The sequence below is a fragment of the Brevundimonas sp. genome (assembly GCF_044336875.1).
Taxonomy (GTDB): domain Bacteria; phylum Pseudomonadota; class Alphaproteobacteria; order Caulobacterales; family Caulobacteraceae; genus Brevundimonas.
On record NZ_JBIIOP010000002.1, the window covers coordinates 245,649 to 262,977 of the forward strand.

Here is a 17,329-nt window from a genome sequence, read left to right on the forward strand (position 1 = left end):
GCCTGGCTGGCCGCCGTCGTCGAAAACTCTCACGACGCCATATTGAGCAAAACTCTCGACGGCGTCATCCAGAGCTGGAACCCTGCCGCGGAACGGCTTTTCGGATATCGGGCCGAGGAGATTGTGGGCCGCTCCGTGCTCACCCTCATCCCAGAGGAGCGGCAAGGAGAAGAGGACGATATCCTTGCTCGATTGCGGCGGGGCGAGCGGATCGAACACATTGAAACCGTGCGTCGACGCAAGGACGGCGAATTGATCGAGGTCGCTCTTACGGTCTCACCCGTCCGCGACAGCTCAGGTGCGGTCATCGGCGCGTCCAAGATCGCGCGCGACATATCCCACACGCGGCGGAGCGCCGAACGGCAGTCCTTGCTGCTCCGGGAGATGCACCATCGCATCAAGAACCTCTTTGCAATGGTCGCCGGGCTGGTCGTGGCCAGCGCGCGAGACGCCGTGGACGTCAGCGGACTGGTTCGGGACCTCAACGGCAGGATCGCCGCCCTGTCGCGAGCGCACGCCCTGACCCTGCCGGACCTTACCACCGCCGAGACGGACATGCAGCCGACGCCGCTCAAGGGGCTCCTGGCCGCCTTGGTCGCGCCTCACGAAGGGGTGGCGGCCTCGATCGCGATCGAGGGGGATGATCATGATGTGTCGTCAAAGGCCCTGCCGATGCTCGCTCTGCTGCTGCACGAACTGGCGACCAATGCGGCCAAGTATGGCGCGCTATCGCATCCGGCCGGCCACCTGAAGGTGGCGATCCGTCGGATGGCCGGAGACGGAGCCGTCGAGATCGAATGGTCCGAAACCGGGGGCGCCCAGCGGGCTGATGTTGGTGCTGGAGCCGAGGGATTTGGGAGCCTGCTGGAACGCACCTGCCTGAAGGGTCTGGGCGGCACGCTCGATCGAACCTGGACGGCGCAAGGCCTTGTCATCGTCCTGCGCGCGCCCATCGAGAGATTGTCTCAATCCGTGTCAGCCTAGGCCAAGGTGGCCGTGATCGTAACGGCCAGATGCTGTGCTTCGCCGTTTGAGCAAACAAAACGCCCTGCCTGCCTGTCTCCGCGCTAGCGGAGCGGAAGGGAGGGACCGGAAACCTGAACGGGCATGGGCGGGCTCTGTCGCGCGAGCCTCGGTTGCTGCGGTGGCGAGGCGCAGGGCGTGGTAGCGGCCTACAGGCTGGCGGCGGAGTATCCGCCGTGACCGGCTCAGTGGAGGCGAGGCGTCGATGTGGCGCAAGACGACTGGTCCGTGGTGAGGGTGTCGATCATGGCGTCGATTTCCACGATCAGGTCCGCCAGGTCTTCCATGCAGAACCGTTCGGCGGCGGCCTCCCGTCAGGCCGCGCGCAGGAACTCTCGCGCGGCCTCCGCAGCGAGATCGTCCAGGTAGGCGACACCGCCTTCGGACAGGATCCGTTTGGCGATGACGCCGGCCCGTGTCGCCAAGGCGATGTAGATCACCTCTTCCTCGGGCGAAAGATCATTGTCCATCGCATCCTCGTATAGGAGGCGGGCCATGAACTTCTGCGATGAAGCCCGGCATTTCACCGCGGGTCGCCGGCGACGTCAGCGACGCCCCGCCGGCTCCGGACCGGCCACTATCATGCCGGAGCCCGCCAATGAGCGACCTGATGTGTTCGGTAAGGCCGAAGGCCCGTCCCCAGGCGACGATCGCGAGCCCGTAGCCGTGAAGGCGCGAACGTTTGAACAGATCTGTCGGCATTATCCCTTGACCGGCGCGAGGGCGACGGATCGCCTCACTTCCAGAGCCCGGGGCCATGTCCAGAGGCGAGGTGATGCGGCGCGGGTTCGGGGGAGAGAGGACGCCGGGGCTCGCGGCTGGAGCCCCGGCGTGGCGGTCGCGCCGCCCGCTCGGCGCGGGCTTGTCCGGGTCTTGGCCGATCGCATCCGGGGATGCCAAACCGACCGATGCGGAAGCGACCGCCCGCGTCAAGACCCAGGTCGGCGGCGGGCGGGCATGTCGCGCCCGCCCTGGTGAAGGACGGCTCCGTCGACGGCCCCCTCGGCGTTTCGGGTGAAGGTGATCCGGGCGTCGACAACCGTCAGATAGAACGCATCCTCGCCCTCCGCCGACAGGGCGGCGGGGGCTTGGTTGGTCGCCTGAACCATGAGGTGGCCGTCCTGAAGGAATACGGTCAGGGCGAAGGTCGGCGCCAGCTCGAAGACCCCTTCGTACTGGCGCAGTGTTTCGGGGGCGAGGGCGATGGCCCGGCGCTCGCTCGGCAGGGTCACCGATCCGCCGACCGACAGGGTCGCCAGATCGTTGCCGAGCTTGTCGACCACATCGCCCTCCTGATTGCCGAGGACGATGACGGCGGTCCGGGCGGCAGGGTCATACGCCATGTAGGACCGAAACCCGTCGACCGCGCCATTGTGCCAGACCAGCGTCCGTCCGTCGGCCTGCGTCGCCAGCAGGCCCAAGGCGTAGCCGCCGCGGACCGGCGTAGTCAGCAGCGCGAGGGACTCCGGCCTCAGCAGCCGACCGCCGAACAGCCCCTCTTCCCATTTGAGGAGGTCGTGGGTTGTCGAATAGAGGCCCCCGGCGCCAGCGGGCACGCTCATGTCGATGAAACCGGCGTTCACCGGGCCGTCGGCGCCGACGGCGTAGCCGGCCGCCCGGCGCGGCAGGATGGCTTCGGCGCGATCATAGCCGCTGTCGGCCATGGCGAGCGGTCCAAACAGATTGGCTTCGACAAAGTCGGCATAAGGCTGGCCGCTCGCCGCCTCGATGATCGCAGTCAGCACCACATAGTTGGAGTTTGAATAGGCGAATTTCTCGCCGGGCGTAAACGCCAGCGGAAGGTCGCGGAACCGGGCCAAGAGCTCGCCGGTCGTTGTCGGGGCGGTTTTGCGCGCCTCATACTCCTCGAGCCGAGTGAAATCCGGAATTCCGGCGGTGTGCGACAGCAACTGGCGCACGGTGACGGCGTCCCAGGCGGAAGGCGCGTCTGGCAGCCAGGTTTTCACCGGACCTTCAAGGTCGAGCTGACCCCGCTCCCGAAGCAGGAGCACCGCCACGGCGGTGAACTGTTTGGTCAGTGAGCCGAGCCGGAACTTGGTGTCTCCGTCATTTCGGACCCCCCATTCGAGATTGGCGAAGCCCTCGGCCTGCTGCAGCAGCACCTCGCCGTTCCGCGCCACGAGGACGGACCCGGAGAAGCCGTCTTCGCTGGCGCGTGCGCTTACGACCTGGGCCATGCGCGCCCCGTCTTGCGCAAGGGCGGGCGTGGCCGCCGCGCCGAGCGTCAGAACGGCGACGACGACAAGGCCGCTCCCGGCGGCGCGCTGTGGCCGTGCGGATCGGAATAGAGTCTTTGTGATCATCGAATGTCCCCTGTCATACCGTTGGCGTTGAGATGATGAGAGGCGCCGACGGTCGCCAACGGATGCAGGGCGGGCATGACGTGTTTGTAATGACTCAACCCGGCTTATACGAACTGCCCGTCGCCCGTCATCTCCGCGCGTCTTCGCGGGTGGGTGTCTCCCCAGCCGGCTCGGATGTGAGGATGGATAAGGGCTCCGGCGTCGCGGGAGAGGCAGAACCGGCTAGGTCGCCGAATCGGCCGGTCTCCCCGAGCCTCAGCGCCGGCGTCCGTGGGCAGATCTGCGATGATCGAGAGGCTTGGTTTTGCCGGAAGACTTTGCTTCCTCGGAGAAGATCTATCGCCGGATAGATGTCGCATTTTAACGTGCAGGCGGTCTGCATTGAGCGGAGGACGACCGCTGCCTCAACGCGGCGATATGCTCTCGCCACATCTGGATTGTGCCTATGATTTACAGCTTCTTATCGGGGCCAGTCTCGTGTTCGCAGAGGCGCAAGATCCGCTTGATCGAGGGCGGGACATTGGCGCTTGGAGTTTCGCACTCCACGTTTGCAGCCTTGCGGGCTACAGCGTTCACACCGAGCCGGCGGAAGACGCGCTCGCGGATTTCGAGAACGGGCTGGTCGCCCAAGGCCGTTCGCGTGGCGATGGCGCTCGCGCTTTCGATGAGGGTAGGGATCTCGAAATCAAGGCGTTGGGCGTTGCGGGATCGACGGTGCCCGGGGAGGATGGTCCGCAAGTGATCAAAGCAGCCGCGTCTCGGATCAAGGAGAGATGCAGCCTGGTGGCAGAAGCCTTGCCTGGATCGATTGTCGAAACGGAAAACGCTGAAACTCGGGTCGAGGCGATCGTGACGACTTGGTATGCAGCTGCGCACGAGTCGCCCGCGCGGATAGGACTTTTGCCGGCTTTAGGAGATGGTCTACTGCTGTCCTGCTGTCCTTCACTCCTGCTCGCCTGGCCACCGCCATCATCGCCAACGTCGTGCGCGCCGGCGCCCGGGGCCGGTACTTCAACACCGTCGACCTGGTGAACCGCCTCAAGGAGGAGACCGCCTGGGCAAGGCCGGTGCGCTGGCGGCCCACCTCTGCGGCTCGACGTCGTGGTCCTCGACGAGCTCGGCTACCTCCTGTTCGCCCGCTCGGCGGCCAGCTCCTGTTCCACCTGGTCAGCAAGCTCTGCGAGCGGACCTCGGTGATCGTCACGACCAACCTCGCCTTCGGCGAATGGCCCCCCGTGTTCGGCGATCCCAAGATGATGACGCCCTGCTTGATCGGATCACCCACCACTGCGACATCGTCGAGACCGGCGACGACAGCCGGCGCTTCAAATACCGCATCTGACCCACCAGGAAGAACGCCAGGCGAGGGTTGAGCCTCCGGTCGGGCTACGCCCTCCCTACGCCCAACCCGGACGCCGTCAGGGTCCGCAGAGTCACGGGGCGTTCGCGCTTGTGGCGCGGCGTCTTATCCTCTGTAGAGCGAAATCCGAAGGATGGGACTGAACGTCGCCTCCCACGTCAGTATTCGAAACGCGCCCAGAAATCGCACCGGTGTCGGGCCGCGAAATCGAGGGCAGGGCCGGTCCGCGACGGCGACAGGACCTGCGGAACGCGTCCGTCGAAGACCGGCCATGGGGGCAGGGACGCGATGTTGGGGTCGCGGCTCCGGGCGAAGGCGGCCCAATGGGTCTGGATCCGGTCTGACAACGCCCACTGGGATCTGTCGAAACGCCTGGGATTAGCCAACGCCCAGGGGCGCTGAAACAGGTAGGCGATCTCCGAGGCATGATAAGACCCCAGAGGCTCGGCGAAGGGTATCCTCGGCACGGATGACGGCGCATTCGGATCATCGAACTCATAGGCGTAAAACGGCGCCCGGGCGCCCAGCAGGCGGTGGAGCGTCAGCACGGGACAGGCGAAATGAGAGTCCGTCACGATGGCGGAGAAGGCCGCGTCGTAGGACCGGTTCGACAACGCTCGATATTCCTCGAGCGCGGCCTGAACCACAGGGTCGGGCAGGGCTCCCGCCACCGCCTTCTCGAACCCCCCTCGCGTGGACATTGTCTGGCCGAGGGTCAGGATGTTGGAGAAGAGCCTGCCTTCGTCGCGAGTGCTGCCCATGATCACGGGCACGCGCGCTCCGTCGCCGGAAGCGAAGACGACCGCAGGCGGCTCCGGCAGGAGGTCTCCTCCCGTCATGGGCGCCCAACCGTTTCGGCCGATGTTTCCGCGCCGCCCGCTTTTCTCTCCCATCAGCCGCCGCGCGGGCAGCGCCCGCAGACAGGCCAGCGCGGTCGCCGGATTTCGGCATCCGAGCCCGGCCGCGAACGCGACGCCGCTGGCTTCCGCCTCTTCCATGGAGACCGAGGTGTCCGGCGCAGCGCAGGTTCCACTCTGGATTATTGCTCCCTGGAAGTAGCGATACGATCCGGGGATCGCGAGATGGGCGCAAACGCTGAGAGCGCCGGCGGACTGGCCGAACAGGGTGACCCGCCCGGGGTCGCCGCCGAAAGCCTCGATATTGCGGTTCACCCATGCCAGGGCCGCCTGCTGATCCAGCAGTCCGTAGCCGCCTTCGCCTTTGCCGTGCAGGGCGGGATGGGCGAAAAATCCGAGCACCCCGACGCGATAGTTGGGCGCCACGACAATCAGCTTTTGACGCTCTGCGATAACGGTAGGATCGTACTGGGTGTTCTGGCCCAGGGCGAGCGCGCCGCCGTAGATCCACACCATCACGGGCAGCCGATCGCCGGGCCGCGCGTCATGGGGCGCATAGACGTTCAGAGTGAGGCAGTCTTCCGCGCCGCCCGCGCCGAGGCTCTGCGGACAGGCCGGTCCAGCCTGGCTCGCATCCCGGATGTCCGTCCAGGGCGCCACAAGCGCGGGCGGCGCAAAGCGAAGCCTTCCCACGGGCGGCGCCGCAAACGGAATTCCCAGGAAGACCTTTCCCTGCGAGGAGGCCACGCCCCGCACGACGCCCTCCGCAGTTCTGATGCGTTCGGGCGCTGCGTCCGAAGCGCGGACGATTTCCCGAGCCCTCCCCGGGTTCACACTGCAGGCGTTCGTTACGCCGACGAGCAGGGCGACCAGTATGCCCAAGCTGATCCGCAGTCTCCGAGCCGCCATCGAAATCCCCGCGTTGGGCGCACCTGAAGCGTCATGAGCCAGGTCCATCCCTCCATGATATCAGGAGTTCGCTCGCAATGTTGCTTCCCGACCTTGCGCAACTGGCCAATGCTTCCGAACGTGGCGTTGCGAGGCCCGCAGGGCAGGTGACTGTACGGTCAGCCCGGACAGCTTCGGCTCCGTGCCCTTCCGACTATCTCGAGCGATGGATGAAGAAAGCTCGCGCCCGGACAGAGAGGAGGGCCCGCGAATGCCGCAAATGCGAGCGCGCGAGGGCGACAGAAGGTCAGGTCCGTGGACGCGGCGACGCCGCGCCGACGCCCGCCGATCGCGTTGGCTTCAAGGCGGGTGTCACTTCCGTCGCAGAAGCGGTTGCCAGCGCGCATAGCTCAGGCAGCGCCATAGCCATTCGACCGGACCGAAGCGGAATACCGAGAGCCAGACGGCGCTGAACACGCACAGGCTCCCGAAGACGGCCAGGGCGAACAGGTTCATGCCCGTTACATTGGTTCGGCCCATGAGGCCGAGACCCCAGCCGTACCAGACGAAGCTTCCGATGGCGTTGGAGGCGAGATATCCGCTGAGCGCCATTCGGCCCATGGGCGACAGCAGCGGCTGCAGGAACCGGCCGCCCCGGGTGAGGAGCAGGGCGAGGATCGCGACATAACCGAAGGCCATGATCGGGAGGCCGACATAGGCGGCGCTCACCAGAGCATAGGCGGCGCCCTCCACGTCGATCCCCATCCGCCGGCTGGCGTGAAGGGCGCTGAGGACCAGCCCCACTGGCAGGCATATCCAGGCGACCCGACGGAGAAAGGGCCGCCAGGCCTCCACCCCGGCGAGCACGCCCGTCCGCGCGGTCCACAGGCCCAGCAGGAACAGGCCGAGGACTCCGAGCTCATAAACGAAGGCATAGGCCGTGTCGGTCAGATGGTGATCGACATAATAGGCCAGGTTGGCGCGCACATAGGCCAGCCCGTCTCCGGCACGATAGATCGGCGCGCTGGCGCTCATGACGCCCTCGGCCTGCTCCGGCGTGAGCCCGGCGAGGTTCGGCGCCGGCGCGCCCGTGGCCGCCTCGAACAGCCCGAGCGCCAGCGGCGGGCCGATCACCAGGATCAGGCCGGCCGCCAGAATGGCGCGGTTGCTCCATCCCCTGAAGAGCAGCAAGACCATGCCGAGCAAGGCATAGAGGATCAGGATGTCGCCCCAGAACAGCACAGCCAGATTGATCAGTCCGAACAACAGCAGGGCCGACATCCGCCTTAGATAGAAGCCGGTGAAGGCCTGTCCGCGCTGAGCGGCTCGGACCATCAGCATGCCGAAACCGACCCCGAACAGCAGGGCGAAGGTCGAGCGCGCCTTGCCTTGGAGCAGCACCAGGTCGAAGGTCGCGAAGACGTAGTCGATCGGCCCGGCCTTGGGAACGATCTCGGCGCCGATCAGCCCCATCACCATGGCCATCAGGTTCATGGTGATGACGCCATAGAGCGCCAGCGCCCTGAGGGTGTCGATCACCTGCACCCGTGCCGCCGGCGTGGTCGCCTCGCTCATGATCCGCCCCCTTGCCCAACGGTGTTGTGTCAGAGGAGGCGACGGTCGTCCATCCTGCGGGGCTGGTTTGCGCCGGTGGAGAGGCGGCCGTTCGGCGCGACGTTCGCGCATGACCTGGAGGAGCCGCGCCGGCACGCGGATGCGTGTGGAGGGGCGCGGGTCCGGAACTCACCGAAGACCCGGAGCGGCTCGAGGACCGTCGCGCGCCGATGGGGCCTGTGGGAGGACCTGCGCAGGGTATCTCGCCAACCTTGGCGCCTGCTCCGAGTGACAGCCTCTCTCGCGGGAGGCCGACCGAAAAAGACCGCGCTCATCCGGCGCGGTCATAAGTTGATAGGGAGGAAACGCCCAGGAAGGGCCTTCAGACGCTATGCTGCGGCGCAAAATCGCGCAAGCTTAATGTTGAACGGCGTTCGCAACGCGCGTCCTCATCGAGACCGAGGCATGGGCGTAACCTGTCGGGTGGAGACAAGCGCGTCGAAGGCCTCGCGCGGGAAGCCGCCGTCCGCGTCGCGCTCGGCGGCGCCGAGAGCCGCCCGCCCTGGTCAATGTCCGGGACGACACGTCCGGCGTAAGTCAGGCGGCGTCAACATAGACGGCCTCTCCGAGCAGGGCTTCAAGAGCGAGGATCGCACCTCAACGGGCGTGTCGCTGGGCGTATCGAGATCGTCAGGGGCCCCCAGTTCCACCCGCGCCTCGGGCGACCAAGGGCCGCCGGGCGCCAGGCACCTCGAGCAGCGATGGGCCGCGCCGGCCCGCCTTTAACGAGTTCTGATTGTCGCTGATCGGCACGCCGTGATTGGCCGTCGGCCACGCGGAAAGGCTCGGCCACACAGGCGACCGCCGCCTCTGCGAGGGTTACGGACCCGTAAAGCGGCCGGCGGGCCCGGGCTCGGGCGGCGTATGGACAGGGGCGGGGGCCGGGACGGACGACAAGCGGATTCTGCCGGGGCGCGTCCAGGATCCCTCCCTGCATGGGCGGCAGGCGCAATCGATTCGTCCCGCGACGTCGGCCCGCGAGCCTCTCCAGGCCGTGGCGCGGCGCGGGATGACGAATAATTTTGAGCCTTGTGAACAGGCTGCTGAGGATGAAGGGATGCGTGACTTGCATCGCCCGGAGCGCAGACGTTCTCGAAAAGCGGGGCGATCCCTTTCGCAAGCTGAGCGAACTGGCCTCCTGTTTGACACCCCTGCGGCGATCATCTCCCTGCTCACGCAAGAAGACGCCATCGCGCGAAGGCTGGCCAAGCAACATTAAAGCGATCGCGACGCTCACGCGCGGCACCTTAAGGTTGCGGTCAGGTAGGAATGTCAGACATCTGACCGTAATGTCAGTTCGTGGCACGATGGCAGAGGCCGCACTTCTAGGCCGCGTTGACAGGGGCGCGCCGTCGCTCGTGCAGGGCCATGCGGCCGAATGGCGCAGTCTCCAGGACACCGGCCAGAGCGGCGAAATCCACGGGCTTGTCGACGTAGACGTCGGCGCCGGCCGCATAGCCCAGGAGGTGGTCTTCGGGCCTCGCGGACGCAGACAGCACCGCTATGGGTGTCTCCTGGTTCGGGCCCGGTCGCGCTCGGAGTTCCCGGGTGGCGACCAGACCGTCCATAACCGGCATGTTCACATCCATGATGATGAGATCGAATCGTTCGATCCCGGCGCAGTCGAGCGCGATCTGGCCGTTTTCCGCCACCGTGCAATCGTGTCCCACAGCGCCAAGCCAGGTCTGGAGCACCATGCGATTGACCGGATGATCCTCGACCACAAGGACGCGCAGCGCCTGCCCGCCTCCCTCTGACCGCTCATCGATGGCCATGGCTGATTGCGCTTCGTCGTCCGTCAACCCGTCCGCCGCCCAGGCGACCACCTCCGCCTCGAACTCGAAGGCGAAGGTTGATCCGTGCCCGAGGCGGGAGGTGACGGTGATCTCACCGTCCATGAGATGCGCCAACTGGCGACAGATGCTCAATCCGAGACCGGTCCCGCCGAAGCGCCGCGTCGACGAGGCGTCGACCTGGGTGAAGGGCTGAAACAGCTGGCCCAGATCCTCGTCGGAAATCCCGATGCCGGTGTCGCTGACGTGGATTCCGATTTGGACGCGGTCCGTCGAGATCGGTTTTTGGACAACGCTCAGGATGATCTCGCCGCTCTCCGTGAATTTCACCGCATTGCCCAGGAGATTGTGGGCGATCTGCGCCACTCGCAACTCGTCGAGGCGGACGACGGCCGGAAGCGGTCCGGACTGCTCCACGCGAAAGCCGAGGCCCTTGGCCTCGGCCTGGGCCCGAAACGGTCCAACGATCCGTTTGACCAGCGTCTCGCCCACAACCTCCGCGAGGTTGATCGCCATGTGGCCAGCCTCGATTTTGGTCAGATCAAGGATGTCGTTCAGCTGAACCAGCAAACCTTCGCCGGATTGGCGGATGATAGAAACGTAGCTCTGTTGCGCGTCGGCCAAAGGCGTGTTCTCCAGCAACTGGGCGGCGCCGAGTACGCCATTCATCGGCGTGCGCAGTTCGTGGGACACAACGGCGAGGAAATTTGTTTTTGCCTCGCTGGCGGCGTCGGCACGATCACGCGCCGCCGCAAGGTCCACGATCAGGGCTGCCTGGCCCGCGTTGACGGCTGCGAGGTCACTGTCCTTGATCTGGGTGATGACGATCTTCACGAGCAACGACAGCCCCAGCATCGGGATCAGAGACAGAATGGTCCAAGCGCCGTCCTGGCCCGGAACCGCGAAAGCCAGAATGACGACGACGACCGAGTAGGGGGTGGACACGATCAGGGCCTCGCGCAGCGCCGCCCGCATTTGTGTGAAGACCAGAGTGTATCCCGCCATGAGAAGCGCAACGGCGATTGTCAGCCCATGATTACCGCCGGCGAAGTAGGCGATCAGCGGCGCGAAGGCCCAGGCGACACAGGAGAGGGTCGCGGTCAACAGCGTCAAACTCGCCTCGCCAGGCGCAGAGTCGGGCCGCCGCTCGATGACCGTCCGAACGAGGCCGAGGGTTGCAGTGACGACGAACCACAGCACAGCGAGACGCCAGTGGGCGGTCGTGGACAAGACAAGCGCCCAGCTGAGGATAATCCAGTAGCGAAGCTGTCCTGCGCGGACCAGCCGATGCAGTAACGGCGGGCGAACCGGTGAGCTTTGGCTGGCGGTTATCGACGACGTCTCATGGGTCATGGCGCACTCCGGAGCCCACGATCCACGTCTGAGACTAAGATATTCTAAAACCTGGTGGATTTACCCCGCCGGGGGTACGGAGCCGTACAGTCGGGCGCGTCTTGCACGCCTCGAGACGCTGCGGGGCGGCACCCTGCCGGCGGCCGACGAGACTGACCTGAACGCTGAAGTTCCGGACGCCGGCGGCCAAGCGGTGAAACGTGCTGTGGCGCTCGGCGCCAGACCGTAGCGTGTCCAACTCAATGCGTCTGCCCCTGTCGGCACCGCGTCGATCAGGCCGGATATGAAAGAATACGGAAGGGGGCGCGGGCTGCACAGCGAGCCGTCGACCTTTTCGAAGGGGTGCAAGGGCGTTGGGACAGGTTGATCGACGCGCAGCTCCGGGTCGACGAGATCGCCGCGGCTGCGGTCCTGAGCACTTCATCGCTGCACGCGCGGTTTAAGGCGATCATCCGGATGACACCGCTCGAATATCAGAGGCCGCTGCGGTCGCAGGAGGCGCGGCGGCTGATGCTCGCCGAAGGGGCGCCGGCCGGGCCGGCGAGCGTCGCGGTCGGCTAGAACAGACAGTCGCAGTTCAGCCGCGAATCTCGCCGGTTGTTCGGCGCCCCGTCGTGGCAATCACAGTATGGGAGCGGCGCGCTGGCCGATCACCTCCCAGCGCGGCTGCGCTCGGGGCGGAAAGGTATTCACTCGATAAAACGGGCCCTTCCGGCCAGCACAGCGAACACAGTCACGAGCAGGCTCGCGGCGACCATCAGCAGCATCGGCGCCGTCCAGGCGCGGGTCAGATCGTGCAGTACGCCGATCAGAAGCGGGCCGGCGGCCGCACCGACATAGCCGATGAATTGGGCCATGCCGGACAAGGCGGCGGCCTGGTGATGGTTGTGAGTGCGCAGCGCGAAGAGCGACAGGCTGGTGACCATCGCAATCCCCGCGCCGAGCCCCGCCGCGATCATCCACAGCCAGGAGAGGTGCGGCAGCAGCAGCAGTCCGACCGAACCGATCACCAGGAGCACGCCGCACAGCAGATGATGCTGCGGCCCGCGTCCCTGCGGCAGCCAGACGATCAGCGCGCCTAATGCGAGCAGCGCCCAGACGCCCAGCGACCAGCGCCAGTCCGAGCCCGGCATGGCCGCGATCGGTACGGCCAGCCCGGCGGCGAGGCCGGCCCTATGAGGCACCTTGCTATTGGGATCGTCAGCCAAAGATTTCAGCATTTAGATGCACCCCGGACCGATTGTCCGAGCACAGATCAACCCCAACCCGACTGTTAGACAGTAAGAGTTCGAATCGTTCCGGGGGCACCGACACTGTCTGCCGCTAGAGTGCTTTAGGAGGGGTTCGCGCGAACGATCTGGCGCTCTCAAAACGGACTGTCGGTAATTCTGCGAGGAGCGGCTATCCTCAGCGAATGGTGCAGGCGTGGGGCTCCAGGAGCTTTTAGACCATGTCCAGCCGCACAAGCGTCACAATAACCAGCGGTGATGTGCGCAGGAGGAGTTTGCTCATGCGTATGCTCGTGCTTGCCAGCTTCGCGAGCTGCATCGCTTATTCGGCTCAGGCGCAGACGCCAACGGAAGTGTTCGCCGAGGCGCACGCGGTCTGTCAAGCCGATGGTGGCGGCTTGTGGGGTGTGGACCTTTGTACGCCGGTGCTGCTGGTCGATCCACAGACGCGCACCGTTCACGCCGACCGGAAGGGAGCGAGCAATGCGCTGCGGCCGGATGGCGACTTGTTCACCGGCGTCCTGCCGGGCGAGGTCAACATCGCCAACACCGCGATGGAATGGGACGGGGTGCGCTGGGCCATGCTGATGCAGCCGCTGCCCCGCGATCCGGTGAGGAGAAGGGCGCTGCTGGTCCACGAAAGCTGGCACGGAGTTCAGGAGGCGCTGGGGTTGCCGGCCCGGTCACCGACACCGGCCCATCTGGATAGTGAAGACGGGCGCGTCCTCATGAGGCTGGAATGGAGGGCGCTGGCCGCCGCACTGGACGCGGGCGATGACGCGATGCGAGGTCAGGCGGTAGCCGACGCGCTGACGTTCCGGGCCGCCCGGCGAGCGATCGCGGGCGACGGGGCAGCTGATGAACAGGCGCTGGAGATGAACGAGGGCCTGGCGGAATACAGCGGACTGCGCCTTTCAGGCGGGGACGCGCGGGCGTTGGCCGGCGCGGCGTTGGCCGAAGCCGAGCGCGGGACGTCGTTCGTACGCAGCTTCGCCTATGCGTCCGGCCCCGCCTACGGCCTGCTGCTGGACGAGGCGGTGCCAGACTGGCGACAAGAGCTAAAGGCGACCGACGACCTGGGCGACCTGCTGGCGGCGGGGCTGGGCTTACGAGCTGCGGATGCCGCTTCGGCCGAGGCGCGGTACGGCGGCGACGCGATCCGCAGCGAGGAAGCCCGGCGCGCGGAACAGACGCGGGGAATCGCGGCGGCATGGACGGCGAAGTTGGTGGACGGACCCGGGCTGCGGCTGCCATTCCAGTCAATGCAGATCGCCTTTGATCCTGGCAAGATCATTGCACTGCCGCCGCATGGATCAATCTACCCGACGTTGCGAGTGGTGGATGCTTGGGGCGTGCTGGAAGTCAGCGACGGAGCACTGATCGACGACAACTGGAGCGGGGTGACGGTCGTTGCGCCGCCGTCAGCGGAGGCCGTAAATGGACCGGGCTGGACACTGGCGCTGAACCCCGGATGGGGGCTGGAAGAGGGCAAGCGCGTGGGAGACTACAGGCTGGTCCGTCGATGAATGATTGGCGTTTAGAGAGGCCGTCGGCGTCACGCGGCAGCCCCCCATAGAGGTCGAACAGGGCCAGTGTCCCCAAGCTTGAAAACGCGCGGCGCATTTCCAACCTACGCGGCCCATCCGACGGTAGCTGAATAGTCTCAGGATCGTCCACGGCGGCGCACCGACCCGCCAGCGTCTCCGGCACCTCCACCCACGATCATGGGCACCAGGCATGGCCCGAGACCGGACGTTCTGAACTTCCGTTGAGGGTGGAAATACGGCGCTGACCGGGCCATACCACCAAGGCGAAGCTTCGGTCGTCGAAGCTGTCTTCGGAGGTCGAACATGAAGTCTCTTGTCGTCGCTGTTTGCCTCTTCGCTGGGATGTCCACCTTCGCAATGGCACAGGAGCCTGGCTCCGCTCCCGTGCCCAGGCAAGTCTCGGCGCTTAACGGATGCTGGCAAGGCGCTGGATCGGTAATGGACAAGCCCGTCGTGATCTCTCTCAAGGCCAAGGCGATCACCGAAGGTGCGCTGTTTCTAGTCGAGGCGGAAAGTCACGCGTTATCCGATCCCGCAGACCGCTATGCTGCGCATTTGATCTTCGGCGGCAAGGCGACACTGTTTGATGATGACGCTGTAGGCGTCTCGGGCTTTTTCGCTGACAGCTTTGGCGGCGATTTCACAGCTGTGGGGTCAGGCTCCGCTTACGCGAACAGCTTCGAAGTCGCCTATGATTACCCGGACGCCAAGTTCGTGAACCAATGGGTGGTGACGCCCACCTCGGCCTTATGGACGATCGTAGCGAAGGATGCGACCGGAGTAGAGGAGCCGTTCGCCAGCTATGCTCTCACTCGCGTTGAGTGTGCCGAGAGCGGACGTCTCCAACGTCCCTGATGGGTCGGTTTGCAACCATGGCTTCCGGCCTGAATTCGGACATTCGGCCCGATCAGGCTGCCCAGCGTATCAAGGTCGTATAGTTCTCGGCTTCATCCAAGGCGGCGCTCCTGCGCCAGAGCCCGCCGCGACACTCTAGGGCGCGATCCCGCTACCCACTTCGCGTCCTAAAGCCGTACTTTCGCAAGGTCTGCGAGGGGGACGCGGACGATTGCGAACCCGACTAAGCGTTAGTGGTGGCATTACTGAAAATTCTCACAAAGTTTCCGCCCACAATCTTGTCGATGTCGGAAGCGAGGTAGCCCCTCCGGTCCAGAGCCTGGGCGAGCACCGTCATCCGATCCGGACCATCCATGTCCGCGCAGGTTACGTGGCCGTGGAGGGGTTCGGCTCCGGGCCGGCCCAGGTTCCTAGCCTGATAATCCGCCAGCCGGGCAACCTTGCTCGCTTGAGCGCTGTTATCGCCCATTGCCGGTTGATCGCTGCCGAAGCCTGCAACTTCGACGCCGCCGATCTTCACCACGTGATCGATGTGATCGACGACATCTTCAACCGAGGACGTATCGCGGTCCGTGAGCCAGCGGCTCATCATGAAGACGCCGAAGAAGCCTCCCTTGTCCGCGAGCGCCCGGATCGCTTCGTCGGTTTTGTTGCGCAAACTGGAATTTAGAGTGCGGCAACCTGCATGGGTGATGGCGATCGGCCCGTTGCAAACGCCAATAGCCTCGATGGTCGTTCTGTCACTGCAGTGGGATAGGTCGATCAGCCCGCCCAGACGACTCATCTCCTCCACGACCCGGGCGCCGAGCAATGACAAGCCGCCGTCGTGAGGCTCTATGAAACCGTCGCCCGCAGCGGTTCTCTCGTTGTGCGTCAACTGGAGGATTCTAAGCCCTGAAGCATGCATCGTCCTCAAATTTTCGAGGTTCTGGTCGGAATAGGAGATCACCGATGGACCCAGGATCGATGCGTCTTGGCAGGCAATCACAATGCCTAGCTTGTTGTCAGCACGAGCCTTTTGAAAGTCCCGGCCGTTGCGAATTATGTGCAGAGCCGTGCCCGCCTCGCCCACGCGAGTAGTCCACGCCGACAGAGCCTCTGTGGCTTGGGGCAGCGCGCGGGGGAAAATTGTCAGATCCAGAACGAGAGCATCCATCCCGGCGGCCAGGACTTCAGGACCATCCACCGATCCTGCCCCTCCAATCGCCAAGGCATCCACGACATACCGTGCTGAGGGCAAGGGCTGCGCAATAGCAGTGCCGAAGCTGACCATCGCCGCGCCTCCAACAAGAGAGCCCATCATTTCACGTCGGTTCATGCGAGACACCCTCCAAAGCCGAAGCTTTCAGGTGGTTGTCCATGGAACACGAGTTAATTTGCTGTAACGCGGACCGTTTCAGACACCCTTGATTGCACGCCGCTACCGGCGTGACCTCGATGATGAGGTAGCGAGGGGCGAGAAATCTTTCGAAGAAGCTGGGCATGATTGGCGCGGCGGCGATTGGGACCAGAAGGCGGACGCATGTGACGAGTTCGAGCGACCTTAGCCCGTTCAGTTCGGGAGTTCAGGAGACCTGTCTTCGAATTCATTTGAGCGTTCACGGGCCGTTCGGCAGGGTTGATCGTTGCTGGAGACCTAACCCATGCCCCGACTGCCGCTTGCCGCGATGTTTTTTCTCTCGCTCATGTCGAGCGCCCCCGCTTGGGGGGAAACTGCGGAGCCGGGGCGCGACAATGCCCGCATGACGCAAATCTTCGCCGACGATCAAGCGATCCGGGCCGGCGTCTCAGCCGGCCAGAGGCCAGACCGCGCCTTCGTCGAGCGCATGCATGCCGAGGACGCTGCCCGACGGGCGGAGGTTCGGACCTTGCTCGACGAGGGCGCGCTCCAAACCGCCGAGGATTTCCGCAAGGCCGCATTTGTTTTTCAACATGGCGCCCAGCCTGATGACTATCTGCTGGCCCATAGCTTGGCCGTCGTTTCGGCGTCGAAAGGTTCGTCGGAGGCTGCCTGGATCGCGGCGGCTAGTCTGGACCGCTATCTCCAGATGAAGGGGGAGCCTCAAATATACGGCACCCAGACCTTTGCGCGCCAAGGCGAGGTGCCGACTGCTGATCCGTTCAATCGCGAGCTAATCCCGGATAGCCTTCGCAACGCCATGGGAGTTCCGACTCTGGCTGAACAGCAAACGAAACTTGACGCGGTGCGAGCGGCCGTCGAGGCGGCGCGGGCCGCGCCGCGTTGAGCTGCATTCGCTACTGCGCAAGTGTCTCCACCTGACGCATTCCAACATCAGCATTGAAGCGCGATGCGCGTGAAATGGTTCGCGATAACATCGACGACGGCGCACCTGATCGACTGGTACCCGCAGTATCTTGGAGCGCCATAGGCGCTGATTTGCGTCCTGACAGCGGACAATCCCAGACTCCGTTAGGATCGAAGTGGGCTTTAGCCTCAAGCCGAGATGCGGCGCCTCAAGATGCCC

General features: G+C 65.1%; 12 protein-coding genes and 1 pseudogene. 6 read left to right on the forward strand and 7 right to left on the reverse strand.

Going from position 1 to position 17,329, the window contains the following annotated elements; all coding sequences use genetic code 11:
- Nucleotides 1-6 precede the first annotated feature (6 nt).
- On the forward strand, nt 7-984 hold the full coding sequence (locus tag ACIQ1T_RS04580; protein WP_395943458.1) for a PAS domain S-box protein: 978 nt from the start codon (nt 7-9) through the stop codon (nt 982-984).
- Nucleotides 985-1,337: 353 nt separating this feature from the next.
- Here the strand turns inward: ACIQ1T_RS04580 and ACIQ1T_RS04585 are convergent, their stop codons facing one another.
- On the reverse strand, nt 1,338-1,520 hold the full coding sequence (locus tag ACIQ1T_RS04585; RefSeq protein ID WP_395943350.1) for a hypothetical protein: 183 nt from the start codon (nt 1,518-1,520) through the stop codon (nt 1,338-1,340).
- 432 nt (nt 1,521-1,952) lie between these two features.
- Nucleotides 1,953-3,347, reverse strand: a complete 1,395-nt coding sequence (locus ACIQ1T_RS04590) for a serine hydrolase (RefSeq protein ID WP_395943351.1) — start codon at nt 3,345-3,347, stop codon at nt 1,953-1,955.
- A 956-nt stretch (nt 3,348-4,303) separates the two neighbouring features.
- On the opposite strand from ACIQ1T_RS04590, the pseudogene ACIQ1T_RS04595 reads away from it, so the two are divergent.
- A pseudogene (locus ACIQ1T_RS04595) lies at nt 4,304-4,689 on the forward strand (ATP-binding protein); the annotation flags it as partial.
- A gap of 176 nt (nt 4,690-4,865) precedes the next feature.
- On the opposite strand, the gene ACIQ1T_RS04600 reads toward ACIQ1T_RS04595, so the two are convergent.
- The 3 genes from ACIQ1T_RS04600 to ACIQ1T_RS04610 form a co-directional block, all read right to left on the reverse strand.
- Entirely contained in the window at nt 4,866-6,446 is a 1,581-nt protein-coding gene (locus ACIQ1T_RS04600) for a carboxylesterase/lipase family protein (protein WP_395943352.1), read from the reverse strand.
- 378 nt (nt 6,447-6,824) lie between these two features.
- Nucleotides 6,825-8,027 (reverse strand): DUF418 domain-containing protein, encoded by a 1,203-nt coding sequence (locus ACIQ1T_RS04605; RefSeq protein ID WP_395943353.1) that lies wholly within the window; start codon nt 8,025-8,027, stop codon nt 6,825-6,827.
- Nucleotides 8,028-9,391: 1,364 nt separating this feature from the next.
- Entirely contained in the window at nt 9,392-11,212 is a 1,821-nt protein-coding gene (locus ACIQ1T_RS04610) for an ATP-binding protein (RefSeq protein WP_395943354.1), read from the reverse strand.
- 363 nt (nt 11,213-11,575) lie between these two features.
- Here ACIQ1T_RS04610 and ACIQ1T_RS04615 point away from each other — a divergent pair, with 363 nt between their 5' ends.
- Nucleotides 11,576-11,773 carry a hypothetical protein gene (locus ACIQ1T_RS04615; protein WP_395943355.1) on the forward strand — a complete coding sequence of 66 codons (198 nt, stop codon included), beginning with the start codon at nt 11,576-11,578 and terminating at the stop codon, nt 11,771-11,773.
- Between the two features lie 128 nt (nt 11,774-11,901).
- On the opposite strand, the gene ACIQ1T_RS04620 is transcribed toward ACIQ1T_RS04615, so the two are convergent.
- The gene (locus ACIQ1T_RS04620; protein WP_395943356.1) at nt 11,902-12,432 is read right to left on the reverse strand and encodes a hypothetical protein; all 531 of its coding nucleotides are present in this window, start codon (nt 12,430-12,432) and stop codon (nt 11,902-11,904) included.
- 290 nt (nt 12,433-12,722) lie between these two features.
- On the opposite strand from ACIQ1T_RS04620, the gene ACIQ1T_RS04625 reads away from it, so the two are divergent.
- Both ACIQ1T_RS04625 and ACIQ1T_RS04630 read left to right on the forward strand, forming a co-directional pair.
- Complete coding sequence (locus tag ACIQ1T_RS04625; RefSeq protein ID WP_395943357.1) at nt 12,723-13,967, forward strand: hypothetical protein; 1,245 nt, start codon at nt 12,723-12,725, stop codon at nt 13,965-13,967.
- Nucleotides 13,968-14,426: 459 nt separating this feature from the next.
- Nucleotides 14,427-14,843, forward strand: a complete 417-nt coding sequence (locus ACIQ1T_RS04630; RefSeq protein ID WP_395943358.1) for a hypothetical protein — start codon at nt 14,427-14,429, stop codon at nt 14,841-14,843.
- A gap of 223 nt (nt 14,844-15,066) precedes the next feature.
- Here ACIQ1T_RS04630 and ACIQ1T_RS04635 read toward each other — a convergent pair whose 3' ends face one another.
- Nucleotides 15,067-16,161 (reverse strand): dipeptidase, encoded by a 1,095-nt coding sequence (locus tag ACIQ1T_RS04635; RefSeq protein WP_395943359.1) that lies wholly within the window; start codon nt 16,159-16,161, stop codon nt 15,067-15,069.
- 325 nt (nt 16,162-16,486) lie between these two features.
- Between ACIQ1T_RS04635 and ACIQ1T_RS04640 the strand changes: the two genes are divergently transcribed.
- Nucleotides 16,487-17,089: a hypothetical protein gene (locus ACIQ1T_RS04640; protein WP_395943360.1), complete on the forward strand. Its 603-nt coding sequence runs from the start codon at nt 16,487-16,489 to the stop codon at nt 17,087-17,089.
- The last annotated feature ends 240 nt before the right edge of the window (nt 17,090-17,329 follow it).

What these genes read in the sequence shown, in the direction of transcription:
- ACIQ1T_RS04585 (WP_395943350.1), bottom strand. Translation starts at nt 1,520, where the DNA reads ATGGCCCGCCTCCTATACGAGGATGCGATGGACAATGATCTTTCGCCC.
- ACIQ1T_RS04605 (WP_395943353.1), bottom strand. Translation starts at nt 8,027, where the DNA reads ATGAGCGAGGCGACCACGCCGGCGGCACGGGTGCAGGTGATCGACACC.
- ACIQ1T_RS04640 (WP_395943360.1), top strand. Translation starts at nt 16,487, where the DNA reads ATGCCCCGACTGCCGCTTGCCGCGATGTTTTTTCTCTCGCTCATGTCG.
- ACIQ1T_RS04590 (WP_395943351.1), bottom strand. Translation starts at nt 3,347, where the DNA reads ATGATCACAAAGACTCTATTCCGATCCGCACGGCCACAGCGCGCCGCC.
- ACIQ1T_RS04630 (WP_395943358.1), top strand. Translation starts at nt 14,427, where the DNA reads ATGGACAAGCCCGTCGTGATCTCTCTCAAGGCCAAGGCGATCACCGAA.
- ACIQ1T_RS04620 (WP_395943356.1), bottom strand. Translation starts at nt 12,432, where the DNA reads ATGCTGAAATCTTTGGCTGACGATCCCAATAGCAAGGTGCCTCATAGG.
- ACIQ1T_RS04610 (WP_395943354.1), bottom strand. Translation starts at nt 11,212, where the DNA reads ATGACCCATGAGACGTCGTCGATAACCGCCAGCCAAAGCTCACCGGTT.
- ACIQ1T_RS04635 (WP_395943359.1), bottom strand. Translation starts at nt 16,161, where the DNA reads ATGAACCGACGTGAAATGATGGGCTCTCTTGTTGGAGGCGCGGCGATG.
- ACIQ1T_RS04625 (WP_395943357.1), top strand. Translation starts at nt 12,723, where the DNA reads ATGCGTATGCTCGTGCTTGCCAGCTTCGCGAGCTGCATCGCTTATTCG.